This window comes from Bifidobacterium sp. UTBIF-78 (genome assembly GCF_006408945.1).
GTDB lineage: Bacteria > Actinomycetota > Actinomycetes > Actinomycetales > Bifidobacteriaceae > Bifidobacterium > Bifidobacterium myosotis.
In genome coordinates this window covers 1-21,564 of sequence record NZ_JFAO01000055.1, presented here as the reverse complement: position 1 = coordinate 21,564, position 21,564 = coordinate 1, and the positions used below count along the sequence as shown (strand labels likewise).

At 61.4% G+C, this 21,564-nt stretch carries 16 protein-coding genes; 1 reads left to right on the top strand and 15 read right to left on the bottom strand.

The annotated features are described in order from the left end of the window. Positions 1-93: 93 nt before the first annotated feature. The 15 genes from BG22_RS09850 to BG22_RS09785 all read right to left on the bottom strand — a co-directional run bounded on the left by BG22_RS09850 (position 94) and on the right by BG22_RS09785 (position 20,538). Positions 94-1,041 carry an ABC transporter substrate-binding protein gene (locus tag BG22_RS09850; RefSeq protein ID WP_140495177.1) on the bottom strand — a complete coding sequence of 316 codons (948 nt, stop codon included), beginning with the start codon at positions 1,039-1,041 and terminating at the stop codon, positions 94-96. 311 nt (positions 1,042-1,352) lie between these two features. Then, entirely contained in the window at positions 1,353-2,309 is a 957-nt protein-coding gene (locus tag BG22_RS09845; protein WP_140495175.1) for an ABC transporter substrate-binding protein, read from the bottom strand. Between the two features lie 162 nt (positions 2,310-2,471). Beyond that, positions 2,472-2,948, bottom strand: a complete 477-nt coding sequence (gene smpB / locus BG22_RS09840) for an SsrA-binding protein SmpB (protein WP_094667113.1) — start codon at positions 2,946-2,948, stop codon at positions 2,472-2,474. Positions 2,949-3,177: 229 nt separating this feature from the next. After that, positions 3,178-4,518 (bottom strand): CHAP domain-containing protein, encoded by a 1,341-nt coding sequence (locus tag BG22_RS09835; RefSeq protein WP_140495173.1) that lies wholly within the window; start codon positions 4,516-4,518, stop codon positions 3,178-3,180. Between the two features lie 100 nt (positions 4,519-4,618). Next, positions 4,619-5,542 (bottom strand): permease-like cell division protein FtsX, encoded by a 924-nt coding sequence (gene ftsX / locus BG22_RS09830; protein ID WP_094667115.1) that lies wholly within the window; start codon positions 5,540-5,542, stop codon positions 4,619-4,621. Further along, on the bottom strand, positions 5,542-7,137 hold the full coding sequence (ftsE, locus tag BG22_RS11545) for a cell division ATP-binding protein FtsE (RefSeq protein ID WP_375137720.1): 1,596 nt from the start codon (positions 7,135-7,137) through the stop codon (positions 5,542-5,544). Before ftsE ends, ftsX begins: the two co-directional genes overlap by 1 nt. Positions 7,138-7,446: 309 nt before the next feature. Beyond that, positions 7,447-8,568, bottom strand: a complete 1,122-nt coding sequence (gene prfB, locus BG22_RS09820) for a peptide chain release factor 2 (RefSeq protein WP_094667116.1) — start codon at positions 8,566-8,568, stop codon at positions 7,447-7,449. Positions 8,569-8,886: 318 nt separating this feature from the next. Then, positions 8,887-9,018: a hypothetical protein gene (locus tag BG22_RS11280; protein WP_258186324.1), complete on the bottom strand. Its 132-nt coding sequence runs from the start codon at positions 9,016-9,018 to the stop codon at positions 8,887-8,889. A 194-nt stretch (positions 9,019-9,212) separates the two neighbouring features. Next, entirely contained in the window at positions 9,213-9,866 is a 654-nt protein-coding gene (locus BG22_RS09815) for a peptide deformylase (RefSeq protein WP_140495171.1), read from the bottom strand. A gap of 68 nt (positions 9,867-9,934) precedes the next feature. Beyond that, positions 9,935-11,320, bottom strand: a complete 1,386-nt coding sequence (gene glmM, locus BG22_RS09810; RefSeq protein ID WP_094667118.1) for a phosphoglucosamine mutase — start codon at positions 11,318-11,320, stop codon at positions 9,935-9,937. Between the two features lie 161 nt (positions 11,321-11,481). Further along, complete coding sequence (locus BG22_RS09805) at positions 11,482-12,396, bottom strand: class C sortase (RefSeq protein WP_258186323.1); 915 nt, start codon at positions 12,394-12,396, stop codon at positions 11,482-11,484. 155 nt (positions 12,397-12,551) lie between these two features. After that, complete coding sequence (locus BG22_RS09800; protein WP_140495167.1) at positions 12,552-13,679, bottom strand: Cna B-type domain-containing protein; 1,128 nt, start codon at positions 13,677-13,679, stop codon at positions 12,552-12,554. 385 nt (positions 13,680-14,064) lie between these two features. Continuing rightward, positions 14,065-14,649 (bottom strand): hypothetical protein, encoded by a 585-nt coding sequence (locus BG22_RS09795; protein ID WP_140495165.1) that lies wholly within the window; start codon positions 14,647-14,649, stop codon positions 14,065-14,067. Between the two features lie 110 nt (positions 14,650-14,759). Then, positions 14,760-16,427 carry an isopeptide-forming domain-containing fimbrial protein gene (locus tag BG22_RS09790; protein ID WP_219846946.1) on the bottom strand — a complete coding sequence of 556 codons (1,668 nt, stop codon included), beginning with the start codon at positions 16,425-16,427 and terminating at the stop codon, positions 14,760-14,762. A 130-nt stretch (positions 16,428-16,557) separates the two neighbouring features. Next, positions 16,558-20,538 (bottom strand): SpaA isopeptide-forming pilin-related protein, encoded by a 3,981-nt coding sequence (locus BG22_RS09785; protein WP_181163481.1) that lies wholly within the window; start codon positions 20,536-20,538, stop codon positions 16,558-16,560. A 623-nt stretch (positions 20,539-21,161) separates the two neighbouring features. Here BG22_RS09785 and BG22_RS11275 point away from each other — a divergent pair. Next, a complete protein-coding gene (locus tag BG22_RS11275; RefSeq protein ID WP_258186322.1) occupies positions 21,162-21,290 on the top strand; it encodes a hypothetical protein in 129 nt (42 codons plus the stop codon). Positions 21,291-21,564: the final 274 nt, after the last annotated feature.

Below are 21,564 nucleotides of genomic sequence, written 5' to 3'. Positions count from 1 at the left end.
TCAAAAAGCGTCTGAGGCGGGCGTGGCCGCGACCGTGTGGCCCGGGCCCCGCCCGCCGTCATTCTTTGCTCACGTCGCTCGTCATCCACGCCGTCACTCGGTGACGGGGTTGACCTCGGCCTTGGTCAGGGCACCGGACTCGACGCCCCAGTGCTTGAGGATCTTGCCGTAGGTGCCGTCGTCCATGAGCTTCTGCATGGCCTTCTGCACGGCCTCGGTGGTGGCGGAGTCACCCTTCTTGATGGCGATGGCGTTCGGCACGGAGTCGAAGTCCTTGCCGAGCTGCTCAAGCTGGCCACCGGTCTGGGCGATCGCATAGCCCACCACCGGGGAATCGGCGAAGAACACGTCGGCCTTGCCGGTCACCACGGCGGTGGTGGCGTCGGTCTGCTGCTTGGACGACTGGATGGTGATCTCCTCCTTGCCGTCCGCCTTGCACTGCTCGGCCGTCTTGTTGATGGCCTCCTCCTCGACGGTGCCGGTCTCCACGGCCACCTTGAGGCCGCACAGGTTGTTCTCGTCCACCTTGTTCGGGTTGCCCTTGGCCACGGCGTAGGCCATGCCGGAGGTGAAGTAGGAGACGAAGTCGACCGAGTCCATGCGATCCTTGGTGATGGTGAAGGCCGCGATGCCGAGGTCGTACTTGGAGCCGACGGCCGGGATGATGGTGTCGAAGTTGGAGGAGACCACTTCGGTCTCGAGACCGAAGACGTTGCCCAGCGCGTGGGCGAGATCCATGTCGTAGCCGATCTGCGTCTTGCCGTCCGTGTCGAGGAACTCGGCCGGCGCGTAGGACGGGTTGGTGCCGATGGTCAGCTTGCCGTCCTTGGTCACGGATTCCGGCAGCAGCGCGGCGATGGCGTCGTCCTTCTTCACGGAGCTGACGTCGTAGCTGGTGATGGTCACGTCGGAATCGCCGGAACCGGAACCGGAATCACCGGCGGTGTTGGAACCGTCGGAGGTGCCGCAGGCGGCGGTGGACAGCAGCATCGCGACACTCAATGCCAGCGCGGCGGTGGCCTTCACATTCTTCAGTGACATGGAATCATCCTCTCTGTTCTCTCGGGCGCGACGGAATGAACATCAGTCACTCTGATTCCGCCGATAATTCACCCAATATACAGTGAGGGACGATATCCCCGCGATGCTACGAGCGCGTTAAGGAAACGTTTGGCCTTGACGCGGGCGCCATGTGGATCTCCGTACGACGAACCGTCTCGCGAAGACCCACATCAACGACGCAGCACCCGCGAATCACAGCGATTCACAGACCCGCACGGCCAGCGCAGGGAACCGCATGATTCTTATGATTCGTAAGATTCTTACGGCCTAAGCGCCGGCCGTTGCGCTCACTACTCGATGGCCGGGTTGATTTCGGCCTTATCGATCGCGCCCGAGGAGACGCCCCACGTATCGAGGATCTTCTGGTACGTGCCGTCGTCCATGAGCTTCTGCATGGCCTTCTGCACTGCTTCGGCGGTCTGGGTGTCGCCCTTCTTGATGGCCACGGCCTCCGGGGTCACGCCGGTGTCGTCGCCGAGCGCCTCCAGCGTGTCACCGGTCTGTTCGATGGCGTAGCCAGCCACCGGGGAGTCGGCGTAGAAGATGGACGCCTTGCCGGACGCGACGGCGGTCGTCACATCGGTCTGCAGCTTGGACGACTGAATCTCGATTTCGTCCTTGCCGTCCGCCTTGCACTGTTCGTTGGCCTTGTTGACTTCCTCCTCCTGCGTGGTGCCGGTCTGTACGGCCACCTTGACGCCGCACAGGTTGGAGGTGTCGACCTTTTCCGGGTTGCCCTTCTTGGTGACCCAGGTGGAACCGGCCTTGAAGTAGGTCACGAAGTCCACGGCGTCCATGCGCTCCTTGGTCACGGTGAAGGAGGAGATGCCCAGATCGTACTTGGAACCGACGGACGGGATGATGGAATCGAAGGTGGAGGAGACCGTCTCCTCCTTGAGCCCGAACACGGCGGCCAGCGCCTTGGAAAGATCGACATCGAAGCCGATTGGGGTCTTGCCGTCCTCGGCGAAGAACTCGGCCGGGGCGTATGAGGTATCGGTGCCGACGGTGAGCGTGCCGTCCTTGGTCACGGATTCCGGCAGCAGCGCGGCGATGGCGTCGTCCTTCTTGATACCGCTGGTGTCGAAGCCCTGCGTGCTGGATGACGTGGTGGAACCATCGCTGGACGAGCCGCTGTCGGTGGCGGTGTTGGAGCCGTCGGTGGTGCCGCATGCGGCGATGGCGATGAGCATTGCCGCGCTCAGCGTGGCGGCGGCGATGGATTGCATTCCCTTGCTTAGAGACATTGGATTTCCTCTCTCCATTTAGTGTCGATCGGGCGGGTATATTTCCCGACTAATCCGCGAGAGTAGGGTCGCAATGCTACAGGGTGGTTAATACTGCGGAATATTGCTCACGTTGTGGACAACCGCAGCAAGCGTCGCCAGAGGCACTGGCTGGAACTGCCACTAGTGCCGCATGTTGGCGTAGCGCATGGCGCGCAGGGCCTCGCGCTTGTCCTGCTCCTCACGCAGGGCCTGGCGCTTGTCGAATTCCTTCTTGCCTCGTGCCAGTGCGATCTCCGCCTTGACGCGGCCGTCCTTGAAATACAGGCTCAGCGGCACGATCGTGTATCCCTTGGCCTCGATGCCGCGCGACAGCTTGGCGATCTGCTGGCGGTGCAGCAGCAGCTTGCGCTTGCGCTTGGGGGCGTGGTTGTTCCACGTACCGTTAAGGTATTCGGGAATGTTGGCGCCCTCCAGCCACATCTCGCCGCGACGGTCGATGGACACGAACGCCTCGGCCAGCGAGGCGCGCCCCTCGCGCAGGGACTTGACCTCGGTGCCGGTCAACGCCAGTCCCGCCTCGTACTTGTCTTCGATGGCATAGTCATGACGGGCCTTCTTGTTCTGCACGATCAGCTTGGTGCCGGTCTCCTTGGCCATGGGTCTCCTCCTTCCGCGAGGTCATACAGCAGTGCGCGATATGCGCGCAATCACAGCGCAACAGAACAGAATATCACAGATACGAATTTGGCTCCCCTTCCAGCGAAAGGAGAGCCAAACTACTGAGCCATAGAGCCGTCCGTACCCATGCAACTCCCCCTCGAAAAGGAAGGAGGGAAGTCACATCAGCGAATCAATCAGTGCACGAACCAATCAGTGCACAGATCAATCAGTGCACGAACCAGTACGCGCCGGTGTTGGTGAGGACTCGGGTGTTGGTGTTGAACGGGCCGGCGAGGGCGTTCATCTCGGAGATCATGAACGTGCCGTCGCCGTAGACGGCCTCGACCACGGCCACATGGCCGTAGGTGCCGTCGGCGCCATCCTGGCCGGGCATGAAGGACAGGGCCGCGCCGACCTCGGGGTTGTGGTCCACGCGCAGGCCGTAGGAGGGGGCCGTGCGCCACCAGTCACCGCCGTTGCCCAAGTAGGACGGCGTGCTGATGCCCATCTGCTTGCGGCGATCGTATGCCCACCATGTGCACTGGCCGGCCACGTAGGCGTTGCCGTAATCACCGTTGGACGTGCCTTGGCCGCCACTGGAGCCGCCGGACGGCGACGACGGGGTCGAAGGCGCCGGCGTGGGGTTGGACGGCACGCTCGTGGAGCCCTGGATGCCCGGGTCCACCTTGTTGGCGGCGTCGGCCTGTTCCTTCTGGTACTGGCGGTTGTAGGCGTCCACCTGCGAGGCGATGAGCACGGTCTGGGCGGCCTGCTTGGCGGACTCGGAATCAAGACTTTCGACCTGCGCGGCCAGCTCGTTGCGCTTGGCCTCGCCCTCCTGACGCAACTTGTCGAGCGCGTCACGCTTGGCCTGCGCGTCCTCGGCGGCGGTCTGCGCGGAGGCGGCCTTCTCATCGGCGGCGGTCTTCAGCGCGGAAATCTGCTTCTCGATGGCGGCGAGGCGCTCGCTGCGGTTCATCGACGTGTTCAGCGTGGTGGCCGCCGACGAGGCCGCATTGGCCTCATTGCGGGACAGCGCGTCACGCGACTGCATCGAATTGACGAAATCCTGCGTGCTGGTGGCGCCTGTGACCACGCTCATCACATCGGAGGCGTCCGAACCGTGCATCTCCTGACGGGCCAGCTGCGCCACGGCGGCGTGCGCGTCGTCATAGTCCTTGCCGGTCTGCTCGATCTGCTGCTCGAGGGTGTCCTTGTCCTTCTGGGCCGCCTTGAGACGCTCGGCTGCGGCATCGGCCTCGTCCTGCGCGGCTGCGGCGGCTTCATTGGCCGCGGTCACCTTGGCTTGGGCGGCGACGATCTTGTTGTTGGTCAGGTCGTCCAGCTCGAGGATCTTATCGGCCAGTTCCTGATTGACGCCGGCCAGCTGCTGCTTGAGCTCGGCCTCGCGCTGGACCGATGCGGCGTGCTGGTTCTGCGCGTTGACCAGATCGGAATAGGTGTCCGCCTGGGCGGACTGGACCGGGGCGAACGCCAAACCGGTCACGCAGGCGGCGACGGCCACGAGCGTTGCCAATGCGGGCTTGATCACATGCGCCTTCGTCATGGGCAGTATGTTCCTTTCGTCGCAGTTAATCACCCACCGTAACACGTCAGTCTGGAAAAACATGCTCGCAGGGTGTGGCGCGGATGTGACGTATCTCCGATTACGCCCTGAGGTAACGCCTCAGGGAGATGGTCGAGGCGATGACCGAAAGCAGTATCGCGCCCAGAACCAGTCCGGGTGAGATCATGAGCACGGTCATCTGGTTCACATACGGAATCCATGTGACCGACTTCGCCAGCCAACCGGTGATGAATACGCGCACGATCACCGACAGCATCAGGCAGGACAGCACCGAACCGAGCAGCGAGGCAATCGCGCCTTCAAGGATGAACGGCAGACGAATCGTCCAGTTCGAGGCGCCCACATACCGCATGATCTCGGTCTCGGTGCGTCTGGACGCGGCGGACATGCGAATCGTGGTGCCGGTCAGCAGGATGGCCACCAGCACCATCACGCCGGCAAGCACGGCCGTGACCGCGGTGGCCCGGTTGAGCACGGCGAACACCGGTTCGAAGATCTGCCGCTGGTCGGTCACGTCCTCGACGCCCTCCTTGCCGGAGAGCACTTCGGCCACCACCTGGTATTTGGTGGGGTCCTTGAGCTTGAGCCACAGCGAATCCTGCATGTCATCGGCCGTCAGGGTGCGGCCTTGGAACTCGCCGTTCGGGTATTGCTTGGTGAAGGTGTTGTCGTAGAAGTCCTGCTTGCTCACGTACGTGATCTTGGAGACGGTGTCGTTGAGCTCGTCGCGGATGGTTTTCTGCAGGGCGGTGATCTCGCTGGCCGTCGGCGACTTGCCGGAGGCGCAGTTGGCCGATTGGCTGGTGCCGTCAGGGCACAGCCAGACCACCACCTCCACCTTGTCGTACCAATCGCCCTTGGCCTTGGTGATCTGTGCCTGGGTCAGCACGGAGGCGCCGATGAACAGGAAGGAGATGAAGGTGACCAGCATCAGCGACAGCAGCATGGACAGGTTGCGACGCAGGTTGGTCCAGGTTTCGGACAGAATGAATCGCGCGCGCATCACTTGGCCTCCGTATCATGCTTGGGTTCTTGCTGATCATGCCGGTCATGCCGGTCGTCCGTGGCGGTCACCGAAGCGTCGGCCCCGGCATCGAGCTTGGCATCGGCCTCGGCGGACGAGGAGCGGGATGGGGACTGGCCGCGATGTGCGTGCCGGCCGACGCGACGCTGTCCCGCTGTGGGCGGGGCCGGAGGCGCGGGCGGAGCCGGCGGGGCCAGCGGCGCGCTGTCATCGGCGTCTTTATCGGAGTCGGAGGTGCCGGAGTCCGTGCCATGCTCGTCCGTCCGGGCTGATTGGTCATCTGCCCCGGCATCACGGGACTTCGCCAGCGCGGCCGCCCAGCCACGCGCGGGGCGATCGTCGCCGGAGCCGTCCGATCGGCCGGAATCATGGCGTTCCGTCGCGGAATCATCAGCCTCATCGCTGGAGGCCACGGCGACCGGATCGAATGTCTGCGTCTCTTCGAGCGAATCGATGTCGTTCCCGGCGACGGACTGATGCGCGGAAGACGCATGATTGGCGTCATTCCCGGCAGAGGAACCGCCGCGACCGGCATGATCGGCGGAATCGACCGGTTCGTCTGTCCGGTTTCCCGATGCGGGGGCCGGCGCAGAAGCCGTCTTGCCGTCAGCCTGACCGGACGCGTGATCGTCCGACTGACCATCCGTGCGACCAGCCTGCTGATCAAGCGGCAGTCCCTTGCCCCACGTCAGCGCGTCCTCCAGCGGGGCGAAGGTCTCGCCATAGCGGCCGGTGCGACCGGAGTGCACGGAATTGGCGAGACGGGCGATGCCGGCGGACGGGCCTTCCTCCTGGGCCAGCGACTTGTCCGACTCGAACGAGGAGGGCAGGATATGGGATGCCTGTTCGGAACGGGCCTCGACCTCGGCGTCCGGGAAGTACAGGGCGGAATCATAGGAGCCGTTGGCCTCGTCGCGCACGATCTTGCCATTGTGCAGCTCGACCACGCGCTTACGCATCGAGTTGACGATCTCCTCGTTATGCGTCGCCATGACGATGGTGGTGCCGGTGCGGTTGATCGCGTCCAGCACCTCCATGATGCCCAGCGACGTGGTGGGATCGAGGTTTCCGGTGGGCTCGTCGGCCAGCAGAATCTGCGGATGGTTCACATAGGCGCGGGCGATGGCCACGCGCTGCTGCTCGCCGCCGGACAGCTCGTGCGGGTAGTTCCGCTCCTTGCCGGTGAGTCCCACCGTATCGAGCACCTTAGGCACCAGCGACTTGATGGTGGAGCGGCGTGTGCCGATCACCTCAAGGGCGAACGCCACGTTCTCCCATACGGTTTTGTTGTTGAGCAGTTTGTAGTCCTGGAACACGAAGCCCAACGTACGGCGGTAATGCGGCACCTGACGGTTCGGGATGCGGCGCAGATCGTTGCCCGCCACGCGGATCTCGCCGCTGGTGGCCTCCTCCTCGCGCAGGAGCAGGCTCAGCAACGTGGTCTTGCCTGACCCGGAGGCACCCACCAGGAACACGAAGTCACCGCGCTCGATGTCGAGGTTGATGCCGTCGAGCGCGGGACGGGTGCCCCTGGGATAGATCTTGGATACATCCTCCAGTGAGATCAGTGCCATATCCGTTTCCTTTGGTGCAGTGCTGGTGCAGTGTTGAGGTTTGTGATTGCGACCGTATGTTCGCCGTATGTTCGGGCGGCTGTCGGAATTCCCCTTCAGCCGGTCGCGCTGGGGCGGGCTTCCCTCCCCTAGTCGCTTTGGAGCTGGTCCTTATTAGTCTGTCGCAGCCGGCTCCCCTCAGTCCGCTTCGCAGACAGCTCCCCTCAGGGAGGGGAGCCTTGGAGTTGGGAGATTCGCGTTGGGCTCCCCTCAGGCCGCCGCACGGCCAGCTCCCCTCAGAGAGGGAGCCTAAAGGTTGGAGCTTGGGGACTACTCTTCTGTGGCTTCGCGGCGCTGCTCGTGACGCCAGCGGATGCCGGCCTCAATGAAGCCGTTGATGTCGCCGTCGAACACGGCCTGGGTCTGGCTGGTCTCGTAGCCGGTGCGCAGATCCTTGACCATCTGATACGGGTGGAGCACGTAGGAGCGCATCTGGTCACCCCAGCTGGCCTTGATGTCGCCGGCGAGCTCCTTCTTCTTCTTGGCCTCCTCCTCGTGGCGCAGCACGAGCAGTCGGGACTGGAGCACGGCCATGGCGGAGGCGCGGTTCTGAATCTGGGAACGCTCATCCTGCATGGTCACCACGATGCCGGTGGGCAAGTGGGTGATGCGCACGGCCGAGTACGTGGTGTTCACGCCCTGACCGCCGGGGCCGGAGGAGCAGTAGGTGTCCACGCGGATGTCGGTGTCCGGAATGTCGATGTGATCGGTGGCCTCGACCAGCGGCACCACCTCGACGGCGGCGAAGCTGGTCTGGCGGCGGCCCTGGTTGTCGAACGGGGAGATGCGCACCAGACGGTGGGTGCCGCCTTCCACCGACAGTCGACCATAGGCGTAGGGCGCGTCCACCTGGAAGGTGGCGGACTTGATGCCCGCCTCCTCGGCATAGGAGGTGTCCATGACCTTGGCCTTGAAGCCGTTGCGCTCGCAGTAGCGCAGGTACATGCGCAGCAGCATCTGCGCGAAGTCGGCCGCGTCCACGCCGCCGGCGCCGGAGCGGATGGTCACCACTGCGGAACGCTCGTCGTATTCACCGTCGAGCAGGGTCTGGATCTCCATGGATTCGAGGTCCTTCTGAATCGAGCCGATCTCGGTCTTGGCCTCTTCCAGGGATTCCTGGTCGTCCTCCTCACGGCCGAGCTCCACAAGCGTCTCCACGTCGTCGATGCGCTGGGAGGCCGATTCGAGACGCTTGAGCTGGGATTCGGCTGCGGAAAGCTTGCTCGTGACCTTCTGAGCGTTGTCCGGGTCGTCCCACAGGCCGGGGGCGGCCGCCTGGGCTTCCAGATCCTTGATTTCGGACTTGAGTCGGTCCACGTCCAACGCCTTGGCGATGGAATCGTATTTGGCGCGGGCTTCGCCGATCGCCTGGGAATAGTCGAATTCTGCCATCGTTCTTTACCTTACTGTTCGTTCTTGGAAATACCTGTGGATGCCACGTCGTTGTTGACGGCCTGCACACATTCCGTTGGCCCGCCGGGGGATTCCGCGCCTCGCTTGTTCGCCGTCCGGTTCCTTGGACCGGTACGGCCCGGGCGGATTGCCGCATCCGCCCACCGCTCCGACGCGATTGCCGGTAGCCGTCCCACGGTCTGGATGTCCGCCGATTTCGGGCCGTCACTTCCGATTGCGCCGATTGGCTGGAAACGGACGGGATTGGTCTGCGGCATCAGACGTGCTCAACCGTGGGCACGGTGTGTGCAGGCAGCGTCAAAGTCCCGCGTAGATGGCGGGAATCACCAGGGAGCCAAGCATGGCCACAGCAATGATGACGCACACCACGCGCACCACGGTGCGGCGGCGGCTCTCACGCTGCTGACGGCTGTCCTGATATTCACTCACGGGGTCAGTAGTGTAGCGTGCGGCTGAGACGGAAATCGGACGGGAAACCGCGTTATCACGCTGAGCATACAGGGCCGATTTACTCCCCTCAGGCCACTGTGCGGCCGGCTCCCTCAGAGAGGGGAGCCGGGGATGGAAAAGCAGCGTGCCTCTTGGCTCCCCTCGGAGAGGGAACCAAGAGGCGAGCACTGCGGTCAGAGTGCGAAGCCTAGTTCTTCGGCGGCCTCGGTGGGGACCGGGTCGTTGCACCAGTAGTCTTCGAGGTTTTCGGTGGTGGTGAGCGAGCGGATTTCGGCGCGGTCGATATACAGCTCGCCGCTCAGGTGGTCGGTCTCGTGCTGGAAGATGCGCGCCGGCCAGCCGTGCAGCTGCTCCTTGTGGCGCTTGCCGTCCTCGTCGTCCCATTCGGCGGTGATGTCCAGCCAGCGCTTGCGCACGGCCTGATATCCGTCGAAGCTCAGGCATCCCTCGAAGAAGCTGGCGGTTTTGTCGCTGGCCGGGGTGTAGCTGGGGTTGATGATCACATGGAACGGGAATTCGGCGATTTCACGCGGATCGTCCTCGTCGTCACGCACATGATCCTCCACGACCGCGAGCGCCAGTCCCAGACCGATCTGGGTCGCGGCGAGTCCCACGCCCGGCGCCTCGAGCATCGTGGTGTGCATGGTGTCGATGAGCTTGAGGAGCGTGTGCTTGGAGAGCTGGCCGGTATAGGCGACGGTCTGCTGACGGAGCACCGGTTCGCCGGCCTGCACGATGGGCAGGATCTTCTCCTTGCCGCCGGTCTTGATGAGCTGCTCCACGATGCGGTTGAGTTCGAGGTCTACTTTGGGGTTCTTGCCAAACATATGGTTCCTTGGGTGCCTTGAAGGTTCGGTGTCCTACGTGTCCTGCGTGTCCTGTGCGCCCGCAGCCACTACAGCGCGAGTTCCTCGGCCACGACCTTGGCGAGGCGCGTGCACACCTCGTCGGCGTAGGCCTGGGTGGCGGCCTCGACCATCACACGGACCAGCGGCTCGGTGCCGGAGGGGCGCAGCAGCACGCGGCCGGAATCGCCCAACAACTCCTCCTCGTGTGCCACGGCGGCCTGGATGCGGGCGTTGGTGTTGGCGGCCTTCTTGTCGACGTGCGGCACGTTGATCAGCGTCTGCGGCAACTGCGGGAAGTCGGCGGCGAGCTCCTTGAGGCTCTTGCCGGACTTGACCACCTCGTTGCACAGCACGAGTGCGGTCAGGGTGCCGTCGCCGGTGGTGGCGAACTCGCGGTTGATCACATGGCCGGACTGTTCGCCGCCCAGCGAATAATCGCCCTTGAGCATCTCCTCGAGCACGTAACGGTCGCCCACGGCGGTTTCCACGGTCTTGATGCCCATGTCCTTCAAGGCGAGCTTCAGGCCGAGGTTGCTCATCACGGTGACCACGAGCGTATCGTGCTTGAGCTTGCCCTCGCGCTGCTTGGCGCGGGCCAGAATGCCCATGATCTGATCGCCGTTGACCATGTTGCCGTCCTCGTCCACCGCGAGGCAGCGGTCGGCGTCGCCGTCGAACGCCACGCCCATGACCGCGTCCGTGGCCTTGACCATGGCCTGCAGCTGCTCGGGATGGGTGGAGCCGGCGTTCTTGTTGATGTTGTAGCCATCCGGCGAGGCGTTGATGACGATCACGTCGGCACCGGCGCGGCGCAGGGCTTCGGGGGCCACCACGGAGGTGGCGCCGTTGGCGCAGTCGGCCACGATCTTGAGGCCCTTGAGCGGCTTGGGCTGGGTCTGATCGTCGCCGAGCGGGGCGATGGTGGAGACCAGATGGTCGATGTACAGGTTGGTGGCGGTGTTCTGGTCGTGGCTCACGCGACCGACGCCTGCGCCGGTCGGACGCTCCCAGTCCTCGCCGAGCACCGCCTCGATCTCGTCCTCTTTCTCATCGGGCAGCTTGAAGCCGCCGCGGGCGAAGAACTTGATGCCATTGTCGGGCATGGGGTTGTGGGAGGCGGAGATCACGGCGCCCATCTCGACGTTGAGCACGCTGGTCAGGTAGGCGATGCCAGGGGTTGGAATGATACCGGCGTCAATCACGTCGAAGCCGCCGGCGGACATGCCCGCGGAAAGGGCGGAAGCGAGGAAATCGCCGGAAACACGGGTGTCACGACCGACCAGCGCGCGGCGGCGACCCTCGGGCTGGTTGTCCTTGGTGCCGGCGTCGCCGAGCACGCGCACCGCCGCATCACCCAAATCAAGTGCCAACCGGGCGGTCAAATCCTTGTTGGCCAGGCCACGCACACCATCGGTTCCAAACATCTTCGGCATAGTGAAGTCCCATTCCTTATAGCTCGCCGTACAGCTCAATTACCCGATTCATCCTAGTCGACTCCACGGGTCCTACCATGCGTGAGTTCGTGGCGCGTCCGGCTTCTCCTCAGTATCTTCTTATTATGTGGCGCGGGCATCGCCACTAGCATCGTGAACGGTCAGTCCGCGCGACCCGTGCGACGCGAACGGACTGCTGCATCGTCGCCGACATGGAAGCCGGACGGGCGATGGCGGCGTACGTACCGCCAGCGCACAATCAGCGAGCCGGCCACCAGTACGCCCGCCACGACGGCGGCGATGGTGAGGGTCATCATGCGCACGGGACTGTCGTAATCGGTGGCGTCCGGTTCGATGGGATTGGGGATGCGGTGGCCGCGCACGAGCAGGCGATGCGTGTTGACGCCGTACGGCGTGCAGGTGATCACCGTGGCGAGGTCCTCGCCGTCCTCGATGTCGAGGTTCTTGAGATTGTTCGGCAGCACCACGCTGATCTTGTCCACTTGGTAGGTGTAGGTCTCCCCCAGCACATGGAACGCGAACGTGTCGCCCTTTTCGAGGGTGTCAAGCCCGGTGAGCAGCTTGGCGCTCGGCAATCCGGTGTGACCGGAGACGGCGGCGTGCGTGGTTGCGCCGCCCACCGGCAGCGAGGAGCCCTCCAGATGACCGATGGCGATCTGCAGCACGCCCTGATCGGTGCCGTGGTAGATGGGGAACCGCGCCTTGAGCTTCGGGATGGTGACGTACCCCATGATGCCGGTGCCGGAAACGTCCAGCACCGATTCGTACCGCTTGCGCTGCTCCTCGGTGGGACGCCAGCGGTCCGTCTGCGAGGGCAACGTCGCGTTGTACGCGCGCGCCTCGGCCAGCATCCGCTCACGCTGGGCCTTGGAAAGATCCTCGGTCTCCTCGATGTACGTGGCCACCGCGCGCGACTGGTGCATGCGGTTCCACCAGTCCGCCACCGTGGGGTACGCCAGCAACGTCAGCCCCGCGACGAGCACCACCGCGAAGAACGCGGAGATGATGCGGGAGACGACGTCCGTGCGTTTGCCCGTTCGACGATGAGCGGCCATGACGGTTCCTTCCATATGGTCCATATAGATAGTTCATATAGATCGGCCCCCTCCTGACCGAGGGGGCCATCGATTCCGACCTCCCTCAGGTCGGGGCCGGTGTGGGCCGGCGGCGAAGCCGGCCGAGGGCTCGTGCACGGAGCCCCCGCGAGCCGCTACCTCGCCTTGCGCCTGCGGTGCATGAGGAGGATGAGACCCAGTCCGCCGAGCACGCCGGCGCCGATCGCGGCGACAGCCACGTTGGAGCCGGTCTCGCCGATCGGCGGGACGTTATTGTTCGGCGGGGTCGTGGGCGGGGTGGACGGCGGCGTGTGATCATCCGGAGGCGTCGTCGGCGGGGTGACCGGCGGCGTATACGTATTGGTGATGGTGATGACGTCGTTCTCACGGTCCATCAGCACGGTGTAGCCGTCCGGCACGGTCTTCTCGACCACCTGATAGTCATGCCCGGCCGGCAGATCGGTCCATTCATGGGTCCAGTTGTTGGAGGCGTTGAGCTCCACCTCGTCGATCACCGTGCCGTCTTGCAGCAGCTGCACGACGATCTTGCCCGGACGGTTCGCGGCGGAATCACCCTTCCAGACCTTGACCACCTTCTTCTTGACCGTTTCGGTGGGCGGCGTGGGAGGCGTGGTCTCGCAGTCGTTCTTCGGCTCGAGCGTGACGTCCATCGTCATGGCGTCGGCGGCATCCGCCGACTTGGACGGCAACGCGACCAGCACGTACGACGGGCCGCAGGAAATGGTGCCATCGTCGTAGGCGTCGATGAGAACCAGATAGAGGCCCTTGGTGAGGTCAGTGAATTGGGCGGCACCGTTGGCGTCGGTGGTCGCAGTCTCGGTTGCCGTCGGCTTATTCTTCTCGATGAGACCGACCAACGTGGTGGCGAACTGCTGATAGTCGCCGGAACCGCCGCTGTTCAGCAGCGACCAGTCAAGTTTGTAGTTACTGCTGTCGCTAAACGGGCTGACCGGCGTAAACGTATTCCGGTCGGAGTTTGGGGCCCAGTCGGCCACATGGTACAGACTGACCTTCGCTCCGACGATCGGCATATCGCCGTCCACGTAGTTGACGGTGATGGAGCCGTTTTCGGCGGCGATGGCGGACGCATCGTCGGCAAAGGCGGGCGCCGGCGTAAGACCCATCAGGCACATCGCGAAGGCAAGCACCAGCGAGCAGACCGCCGCAAAGATACTGCGCACCGTGCGCATGGGGCGCTCCCGCACATCGAGCACCACCGCGTCCCGGCCTTGATCTCGGCCATGAGTTGCGTGAATCATCATTGTTCCTTGCTTCAATCTCTTCGTTGACTTACCGTTCCGGCTGAAGCCACTATCGTCGCCCCGGCAGACAGCTGCATCCGCTGCAATCGTTACTGAATCTATGCGGCGGCGCCAGTGAGATCACCGTAGTATGCCGCATGGTTGCTACATGCACAGCTCTATATGCACCGAATATGAATAACATCAATTGCATACTTCAGCGTTCCTTTTCAATCAAACCAACTCTGTGATTCATTACGTGCGACTCCAGACTGCGACACAGGACTTCATTGATTATACTTTGACTCCCCTTTTCAGGGGAGCTGGCCCACGAAATGGGCCTAAGAGATAATGAATTCAGCAACGGTTTTTTACGCAGGAAATTAGCACACTGTCTTTGCATGGGTTATTTAAGCTCTATTTCCCATATATCCTTGGCTTGAGTAAACATCAACAAAGCCATAAAAGCATTGCCGATATGCTCAAACAACTCGCTGTATCCGGGAATGAGAGCAATAAGCGCTGCAATAAATATCAACAGTGGATAAAAGAGATTCTTACGAAAACTCTTCTCAATACCCTTGCGCAATACCAACTTCACTTTAATTGACAGCACCACAAAGAGCACACCTTGCAACGCAAGGAATAATCCCAATCCTTCCGAACTAGCATCTCCTACAGCTATTCCATAAGTCCAATACACGCCTCCAACAGCGAGAAATAGAATAGCGCAGACAGTAAAGACCCATAGATTAAACTTCTCTGGCGCCTTACTCCAATATATCAGCGATACACCGGCGACAAGAAGCAACAAGCCGAGAAATTGCGATGCAATCACCAACCAATTCGGTATATCAATACCCCATGAATGAAGAAGGAAAGGCAGAGTCACTAGAACACCGATACCAGCAAGTATTGCGCCTAGTTTCCCTACACAAGAAACGCCAATTGAGTTACATTGTTGAATATCAGAAGACTTATTCATAGACATATCTGTCCTTCTCAAAACCGGAGTATTGTCCAATACAGGGAAAATACCAAAAGAAAAGCGCTGCCCAGCCTCTCAATAGAAACGAAGCAGCGCTATCTCGTCAATTGCAATCAGCGGGTCGAGTTGCGACGACGCAGGCCAAACCACACGCCGGCAGCGATCACGCACACGGCGCCGGCCACGTACAGGATCGTGGTACCGATGCCACCGGTCTCCGGAAGGTTGGAGCCCTTCTTGTTGACGACGGTGATGATGGCGTCCTTGTTCGTATCGACGGTGAAGTCGTTGATCTCCTTGCCGTTCAGGTCGGTGAACTTCAGCGTCTTCAGCTCCAGGTCGTCCGCGGTGGCGTCATGCTCGGCGACGATTTTGAACTCGAGGCCCTCCCAGGTGTTGTAGCCGGCCGGGGTGGTGGTCTCCTCGAGCTTGTACTGGCCCGCGTCCAGACCAGAGAAGGTGAACTGGGTCATGGTGTCGCCCTTGATCTCGTCGCCGACGGCCTCGTACTTGTTCTCGTTCTTGTTGTATTTGTACAGGGTGAAGCCGGCGCCTTCGAGGGCCTGGTTGTTCTCATCGACCTTGTTGGCGACGATCTTGAACGTGAACACGGTGACGACATCCTCCGGGGTCTTGCCCGTGCCCTCGCCGTTCGGATTGTTGGAGAAGGTCAGGTCCACCTTGTTCGGGTTGCCGGCGGAGCCGATGACCGCGTCCGCGTTCAGCGTGGCGCTGTACTCGACCACGATCTTGGTGTCCTTGTCGATAGTCAGGGTCTCACCGTCGGTCGCGGCAGCAGCCTGCTTGAGATCAGCGAAGTTTATGGTCAGCACGTTGCCGCCCTTATACTTATCCGTGTCCGGAGTGGCGTCATTGCCATATGAAGCGGTGGCGACCGTGTAGCCATCATTGCCGGTCGCACCATCAGCGAGCTTCTTGATCTCGGTCTTGGTCTGCTGGTCGCCAGTGCCCTTCACCGCATACACCTTGATGCTGTTCCGATCCAGCGTCAGGCCCTTGGACAGGGTATCGGTGAACTTGTAGGCGTAGGTGGTGTAGGCGTCGTAGTTGCTCGGCAGGGAGCCGGTCAGCTGGAAGTTGACGGTGTCGTTGATGTCGTGGTCGGCGGAGTCGGACCACTTGTCGTCGTTCGCGTCATTGGCGTCGGTGGCGGAATTGTTGGTGTCCCAGACCTTCTTCTCGACAGTCGGCACGTCGGCCTTCGGCTCGACGGTCACGCTCTTGACCACTCGGAGGATGAACTCGGTGTACGCCTCGGTCTTGTCTCCAAGGGAGTTGTCCTGATCCTTGACCAAGTAGTAACCGGCAGCCAGACCGGAAATCGTGTAAGTCTGCGCAGTCGCGTCATAGTTGCCCGTTCCCGAGGTCATCGTGGTCAAGTGGGCAGCGGCGATCTTGGCAAACGCAGCGGCGTTGTCCGCGGTCAAAGCAGCAGCGACGTCGGCAGCACTTGATGCATTTACAAGTGAGTCTTTAAAGGTGTTGTCGGTCTTCAGCGCTTTGAGCAACTCGTCACCGTCAACGCCAGAGCCCCAGCTGATGTTGGACAACGTAACGTTGTTGTCCTTCTCGGACAGGTCACCGGCGAACACCTGATACGCCTCGAACGTGTGGCCCGAGGTTACCGGCTTGGCCTGCGTGCCGATGGTAATCGAGTAGTTTCCGACAGCCACGGCCGAGGAGGGCAGGGCCAGGCCGGTGAATAGCATCGCCACGGCGGCGATGAGGCCGAGGAAGGCCTTTGCTAACTTCTTCATCATTGAATTCCTTTCAGAGTTCTTTCTACAGATTGGGTTGTGCTGGTTGGATTACATGTTCAGTTGGGTTGGCCGCAGTCGGCCTGACTCGGGTTGTTGCGCTAGGGGTCCCCTCCCCTCGGTTGGGGAATGCTCATGGGCGACGCCTCCTTACTCGTGCGAGTCCGATTGCGGCGATGATCACCAACGTGGTGCCGCCGATCACAAACACAGTTGAGCCGATGCCGCCGGTGTCCGGCAGCTCCACACCGGGCTTGTTGGGAATCCGGTTGTCGGGAACCAGCTCAGCACCCTGCGCGACCGACATCATGGTTGAGGCATGCCGATCGAACTGAATCTGGGCCGTATTCCCGACCGAGTTCTGACTGATGACGAACATGTAAGTCGTCTTCGACAGGTCGTAGCCATCCGGCGCAACGGTCTCGACCAACTCGTACACGCCGAACTTCAGCCCGGTCAGCTTGATGATGCCGTCGGCTTCGTTCTGTACTGCGCCGGATTGATCGGTATTGCTCACGTCGGTCAACTTCTCACCCGCACACGTTGCCGAATTGTCGGCGCCGACCTTAATCTCGCCGTTGCCATCCACCACGCAATACACGGTTTCAGCAGTTGTATCGGAAGCTTTCAATGTCAGCTTCCACTGCGCGCCCTTGAGGTATGTTGACGGGCTCGGAGTCTTATCATCCGAACTCACCTTGTACCAAGTGATTTCGGTCGGCGTATCGACAATCACCCCTGCGGAACCGTTCGTGAACGACTTCAGCTTGGCATCGTCACCCACATCGTCAGACGACTCCCAGTATCCGTTCCACGTCACCTTGCCATCCGCAATGGTGATCTTGTACACGTTCTTGTTCACCGTGTACCCATCGGGCGCTTTCTGCTCGGTCAGCCAGTAGATGCCGTCATCCAAATCGATGACCTTGAACTCGCCGGCGTCGGAATCGACGTCATCCAGCGCACGCGTATCAGTCGCCGTTGGGGAGGCCCCGATTCCCGCAGCCGCGCCATCGTCCTGTCCATCACTATCGACATCAGAAGTGCCATCGTTCGCAATATGAGAATCGCTGTCATTAAAGCCTTCTACATCGTTAGTCAGCACAGTAATGCCATCGTTCGCATATATTGGACGAAGAACTCGCGCTGCAGAAGCGGCGTTGTCCTCCAGCGTGGTCGGCTTGACCGCCGAGCACGACGAGTTGGCCGGATATCCAGCCGTCATTGCACCACTGGATACCGTCACGGCTTCGGCGTTCGCCGGGAACGTGAAGTTGCCGCCACCGAACTTGCCATACCATGCCTTCGCATCACCTCTGCGCTGGAAACCGAACTGCACGTTGTTTGCGGTCACGCGCGGAATGGCGACCACACGCCAATTTCCATCGCAAGACGCGACCGTCAAATGTCCAGAATCCTGCCAACTGCTGCCAGTACCGTAGTGAACCCACACGGTGTCGAAGCCCCACGCGCCTTCGCCGCTCGCCGGGAAGTATACGTACGTGTACTGCACCGGATCGGCGGATGAGACCTTCACTGCGAACACGCGCGTCTGATTACCGGCCGTGACCACGATGGTGGCTTCACCGTCCGCAACGGCCGTGATCAGACCCGTCTCACTCACCGTGGCGACATTGGTGGCATAGGACTCATACGTCGGCGTAACGTCATTGCCGTCCGTATCCTTGGCGATGACGTTCAACTGAATATTCCCCTTCGGCTTCATCGTCAGCACACTGCTGTTGGTGATGGATGAACCGTTAGCTTTCACATCAAACACATCTACAACGTTCGCGGTCACGGTGACGTTGAGCGTCGCACACGTCTGGCGCACGTCGTTGCCGTTGCCGTTCGCCTCGGACACCGTGCATGCCTTCGCCACGACTGTGCCGACGCCGACCGCGTATGCGGTGGACGTACCGTCACTGTTTGGCTGGATACGCAGGATGTTCTGGTAGTCCGCCGTCTGACTGCTCCACACGACTTTCTGGAGCGCACCGGTTGGCGTGACCTTGGTGGTCAGCTGCACGGTTTCGTTCATGTTCATCGTGAGCTTGGAGAGCGGTTTGGCCGTGTCCGATTTGCGGTAGATGTTCACGGCGTTGGCGGCGACAGTATTGTCGGTGACCGTCCATGACTGGTCCTGCGCGCCGGTGTCCGCCTCGGCTTTCTTAGTCAGCTTCCACGACGTACCGGCGAGCGCCGTCTTGCCGTCCTCCTTGGTCTTCTTCCATGTAAGGGAGGTGCCGCGTTTCTCGTTGGGGATTTTGCCGTCCGTGACGTCGTTACCGTTGACATCCTTGCTGATGGTGACCGTGGTACCCTGATCGCCTGACATGACCTTGTATATCACGTCGCTTGGCGCATAGTCCTGTGGGGCGCCGATCTCCTTGACGTAGTACGTGGCGTTGGTATTGAGGCCACCGACCTTGATGATGCCGGCCGTGCCGTTGAGGTCCACGGCGGGCTCGTTGTCGGTGACGAGCTTGAGCGGGTTAGTGCCGTTTTCCGCGTCGGTTTGGTTGGCGTAGATGGCCCAGCTGGAGCCGGCGAGTAGCTTGGTGCCGTCGGCGGCATCGACCTTGCTCCATTCCAGCGATGCGCACTGGGACGTGTAGTTGCCGGACCACGGGAGGTTGTGGCGTTCCTGGTCCATGTCGATGACGGATGCGGAGTGCTGACCAGCATTGTTGACGAACTTGTTGCTGGCGTTGCCGTTCTCATACGCGGCGGTGGGGTTATACATGGAGAAGTCTCCACCGACCCACACGCGACCGTTGGTGCTCACATGGGACTCAAAGTTTCCGTTGGGGACGAGGATGGAGCCCATCATCGCGGCGGCGGGGTCGTCGTCAGTGGAGAGGTTACCGTACTGCCACTTACCAGTTCCGCTCACGTTCTGCGAGGCCATCGTGCCGGACGCCTGACCGCCGAAGATGGTGACGTTCGTGGCGTCGGCGAAGTTCCACAGAATCTTGGAGGCGCGTTCGGCGTACGTCTCATACGCTTTCTTCTGGGCCTTGGTGCCGTTGGCACCGGGGTTCCAGTAGCCGTTGGAGAGGTCCGTGGCGGTCGTCTCGCCGGGTGCCTGCCATAGGAAACGCCAGCCGTTGTGGAATTCGACGTTCCCGCCGGTTACGTTGATGACGATGGACGTATTCTCGGGGATGTTCTCGAATTTGTAGCTGATGCCGGTCTGGCCATTGTCGGTCTTGAGATCGTCGGCGTTGATGGTGAACACCTGCAGCGCGGACTTGCCGTCACCATGGAAGGTGATGAGCTTCTCGTTGAGCGTGTTGTCGAATTCGAACTTGTAGGAGGCTTCCCTTTTGGTGTTGTTCCAGTTGTACTTGTAGCGGGTGTAGACGGTGGCGTCGCCGTTCGGGTCGGTGTTGCCGAGCTTGCCAGTGGTGTTCACCGTCATCTCATCAGTGCCTTTGTAGGCCTTCATCTGTGCGGACAAATCCTGAAGATACGTGCCGTACTGGGTGAAATCGGTTTTGCCTGTGCCGGTTTCGTCGGCGCCGTTGTCAAGACCTTTGATGTTGCTTAGCGGATTGGCGACGTTCCAGTTCACGCGGCCCTTCGTGCCGGAGTATGCGACGACCGATGAATAGTTGTCTTCATTGCCCTTGCCGTACAGGTTGTATTTGCCGCCCGCGATAGACGCGGTGTACTCGGTGGTCTCAGTTCCGCTAGCTTGCAGTTTGTTGTTGTCGGAGACACCCACGACGGAACGGCTCATGCTTGACAGCGCCGGAGCCTCGGGGTCCTTCCATGCGAACGCGTGGCTGCCGTTCGTCGGCTTGGCCGTGGTGGCGGTGTTGCCGCCGACGGTCAGCACCTGGGTTCCCTGACCCGGCACGAACTGGGAGCCGAACGCCACTACACCGGCGGTGAAGAAGCCCTTCTTGAGCTTGGTGTACAGGTCGCCGTTCACCACGGTGGCGCCTTCGATCTCGGCAGCGTAGGAGCCGAGTGGGCCGCCGCCGGACTCGCCGTTGTTGCTGCGCATGGCGTTGTCATCGGACCGTTTGCCGACGAACATGTCGCCGCCGACGTATGTGGCGACGCCGGTATCAGTGGCGTTGATGTCTCCGCTTGAATCGCCCATGGTTCCGGTGGTGGGCGTGCAAAGCCCAGCGCCCCCATCCGTGTTGTTTTGCGCAGACAACTCTTCGGCGTAGGCGTTGCGGGATACGGCAGGCAGACCCACCGCTGCGGCGACCATCGCTCCGGCAAGGGCAACCGCGGCTACGGTCTTGGCAACGGACATCCCCTCCCGTTGCCGATGTTCAATCGCACGCTCATCATCTCTCCCTCGGGGATGGACTTGTGGGCGGCCATCCTTGGCTGTGGTTCTACGTCGTCTTCGACGGCTTGGGCACGCGACGGAGCGCGCACAATCCGCATCGCGAGATACCAGCAAGCGGACACGGAAAGCATACGTTGTCAGCATACGTTAGCAGAATACGTTTGCATAAACCACAGCAAATAATGTCCGCTAAAACTGTTGAAAATACGTTGACCAGCTTCCTTACTGTTTACTTCCATCTCTCGATACCGCCGATTGTACACCATTTATTGCAAGCGTTGTCATCCGAGGTATAGGCGTGTCGCAATGTGGACGGTCGACGCTGCGGAGCACCGCAGCACCGCAGACACCCGCCCCTCGTAACGCAGATAATCGCCCTAACTGGCAGGAAACGGGGGATATCCGCGTTGCGAGGGGTTGCCGTGAAGCTGACCGGAGCAGAAGCCGAATCCTCAATTATCGAGGAGATGGATTACCAGCTTGCGGTGGGACGCGACATGGTCCGCGTCCCGCATATTCAACGAGTCTGGCCTCCTGCCAACTCGCCGTGATTTGACGGATAGAAGCTGCAGGGTGGCTGTGCCGAATGCATTCGTCGGCGATGGTGATTCGTCCAGGACGCGACGCACCGGTGATTTGCCAATATCTAAAGAGACGAGCGGGACGCAAATGCATTTTGGCCGTTTTTGCGTTTGTGTCCCTTTCTCATTCCACTTGCCTATTTGAGGATTATTGAAGAATGGCGAAATTCCAAGGATTCGGCGACCTCGTCAGTGGGACGGAAACGCAATTTCGCCGGCATTGCACTTACGTCCCGAATGGGGG

Bases quoted from the DNA above. Each gene is read 5' to 3' on its own strand.
- BG22_RS09850 (WP_140495177.1), bottom strand. From the start codon at position 1,041: ATGTCACTGAAGAATGTGAAGGCCACCGCCGCGCTGGCATTGAGTGTC.
- BG22_RS09845 (WP_140495175.1), bottom strand. From the start codon at position 2,309: ATGTCTCTAAGCAAGGGAATGCAATCCATCGCCGCCGCCACGCTGAGC.
- smpB (WP_094667113.1), bottom strand. From the start codon at position 2,948: ATGGCCAAGGAGACCGGCACCAAGCTGATCGTGCAGAACAAGAAGGCC.
- BG22_RS09835 (WP_140495173.1), bottom strand. From the start codon at position 4,518: ATGACGAAGGCGCATGTGATCAAGCCCGCATTGGCAACGCTCGTGGCC.
- ftsX (WP_094667115.1), bottom strand. From the start codon at position 5,542: ATGCGCGCGCGATTCATTCTGTCCGAAACCTGGACCAACCTGCGTCGC.
- ftsE (WP_375137720.1), bottom strand. From the start codon at position 7,137: ATGGCACTGATCTCACTGGAGGATGTATCCAAGATCTATCCCAGGGGC.
- prfB (WP_094667116.1), bottom strand. From the start codon at position 8,568: ATGGCAGAATTCGACTATTCCCAGGCGATCGGCGAAGCCCGCGCCAAA.
- BG22_RS09815 (WP_140495171.1), bottom strand. From the start codon at position 9,866: ATGTTTGGCAAGAACCCCAAAGTAGACCTCGAACTCAACCGCATCGTG.
- glmM (WP_094667118.1), bottom strand. From the start codon at position 11,320: ATGCCGAAGATGTTTGGAACCGATGGTGTGCGTGGCCTGGCCAACAAG.
- BG22_RS09805 (WP_258186323.1), bottom strand. From the start codon at position 12,396: ATGGCCGCTCATCGTCGAACGGGCAAACGCACGGACGTCGTCTCCCGC.
- BG22_RS09800 (WP_140495167.1), bottom strand. From the start codon at position 13,679: ATGATGATTCACGCAACTCATGGCCGAGATCAAGGCCGGGACGCGGTG.
- BG22_RS09795 (WP_140495165.1), bottom strand. From the start codon at position 14,649: ATGTCTATGAATAAGTCTTCTGATATTCAACAATGTAACTCAATTGGC.
- BG22_RS09790 (WP_219846946.1), bottom strand. From the start codon at position 16,427: ATGATGAAGAAGTTAGCAAAGGCCTTCCTCGGCCTCATCGCCGCCGTG.
- BG22_RS09785 (WP_181163481.1), bottom strand. From the start codon at position 20,538: ATGGGCGATTCAAGCGGAGACATCAACGCCACTGATACCGGCGTCGCC.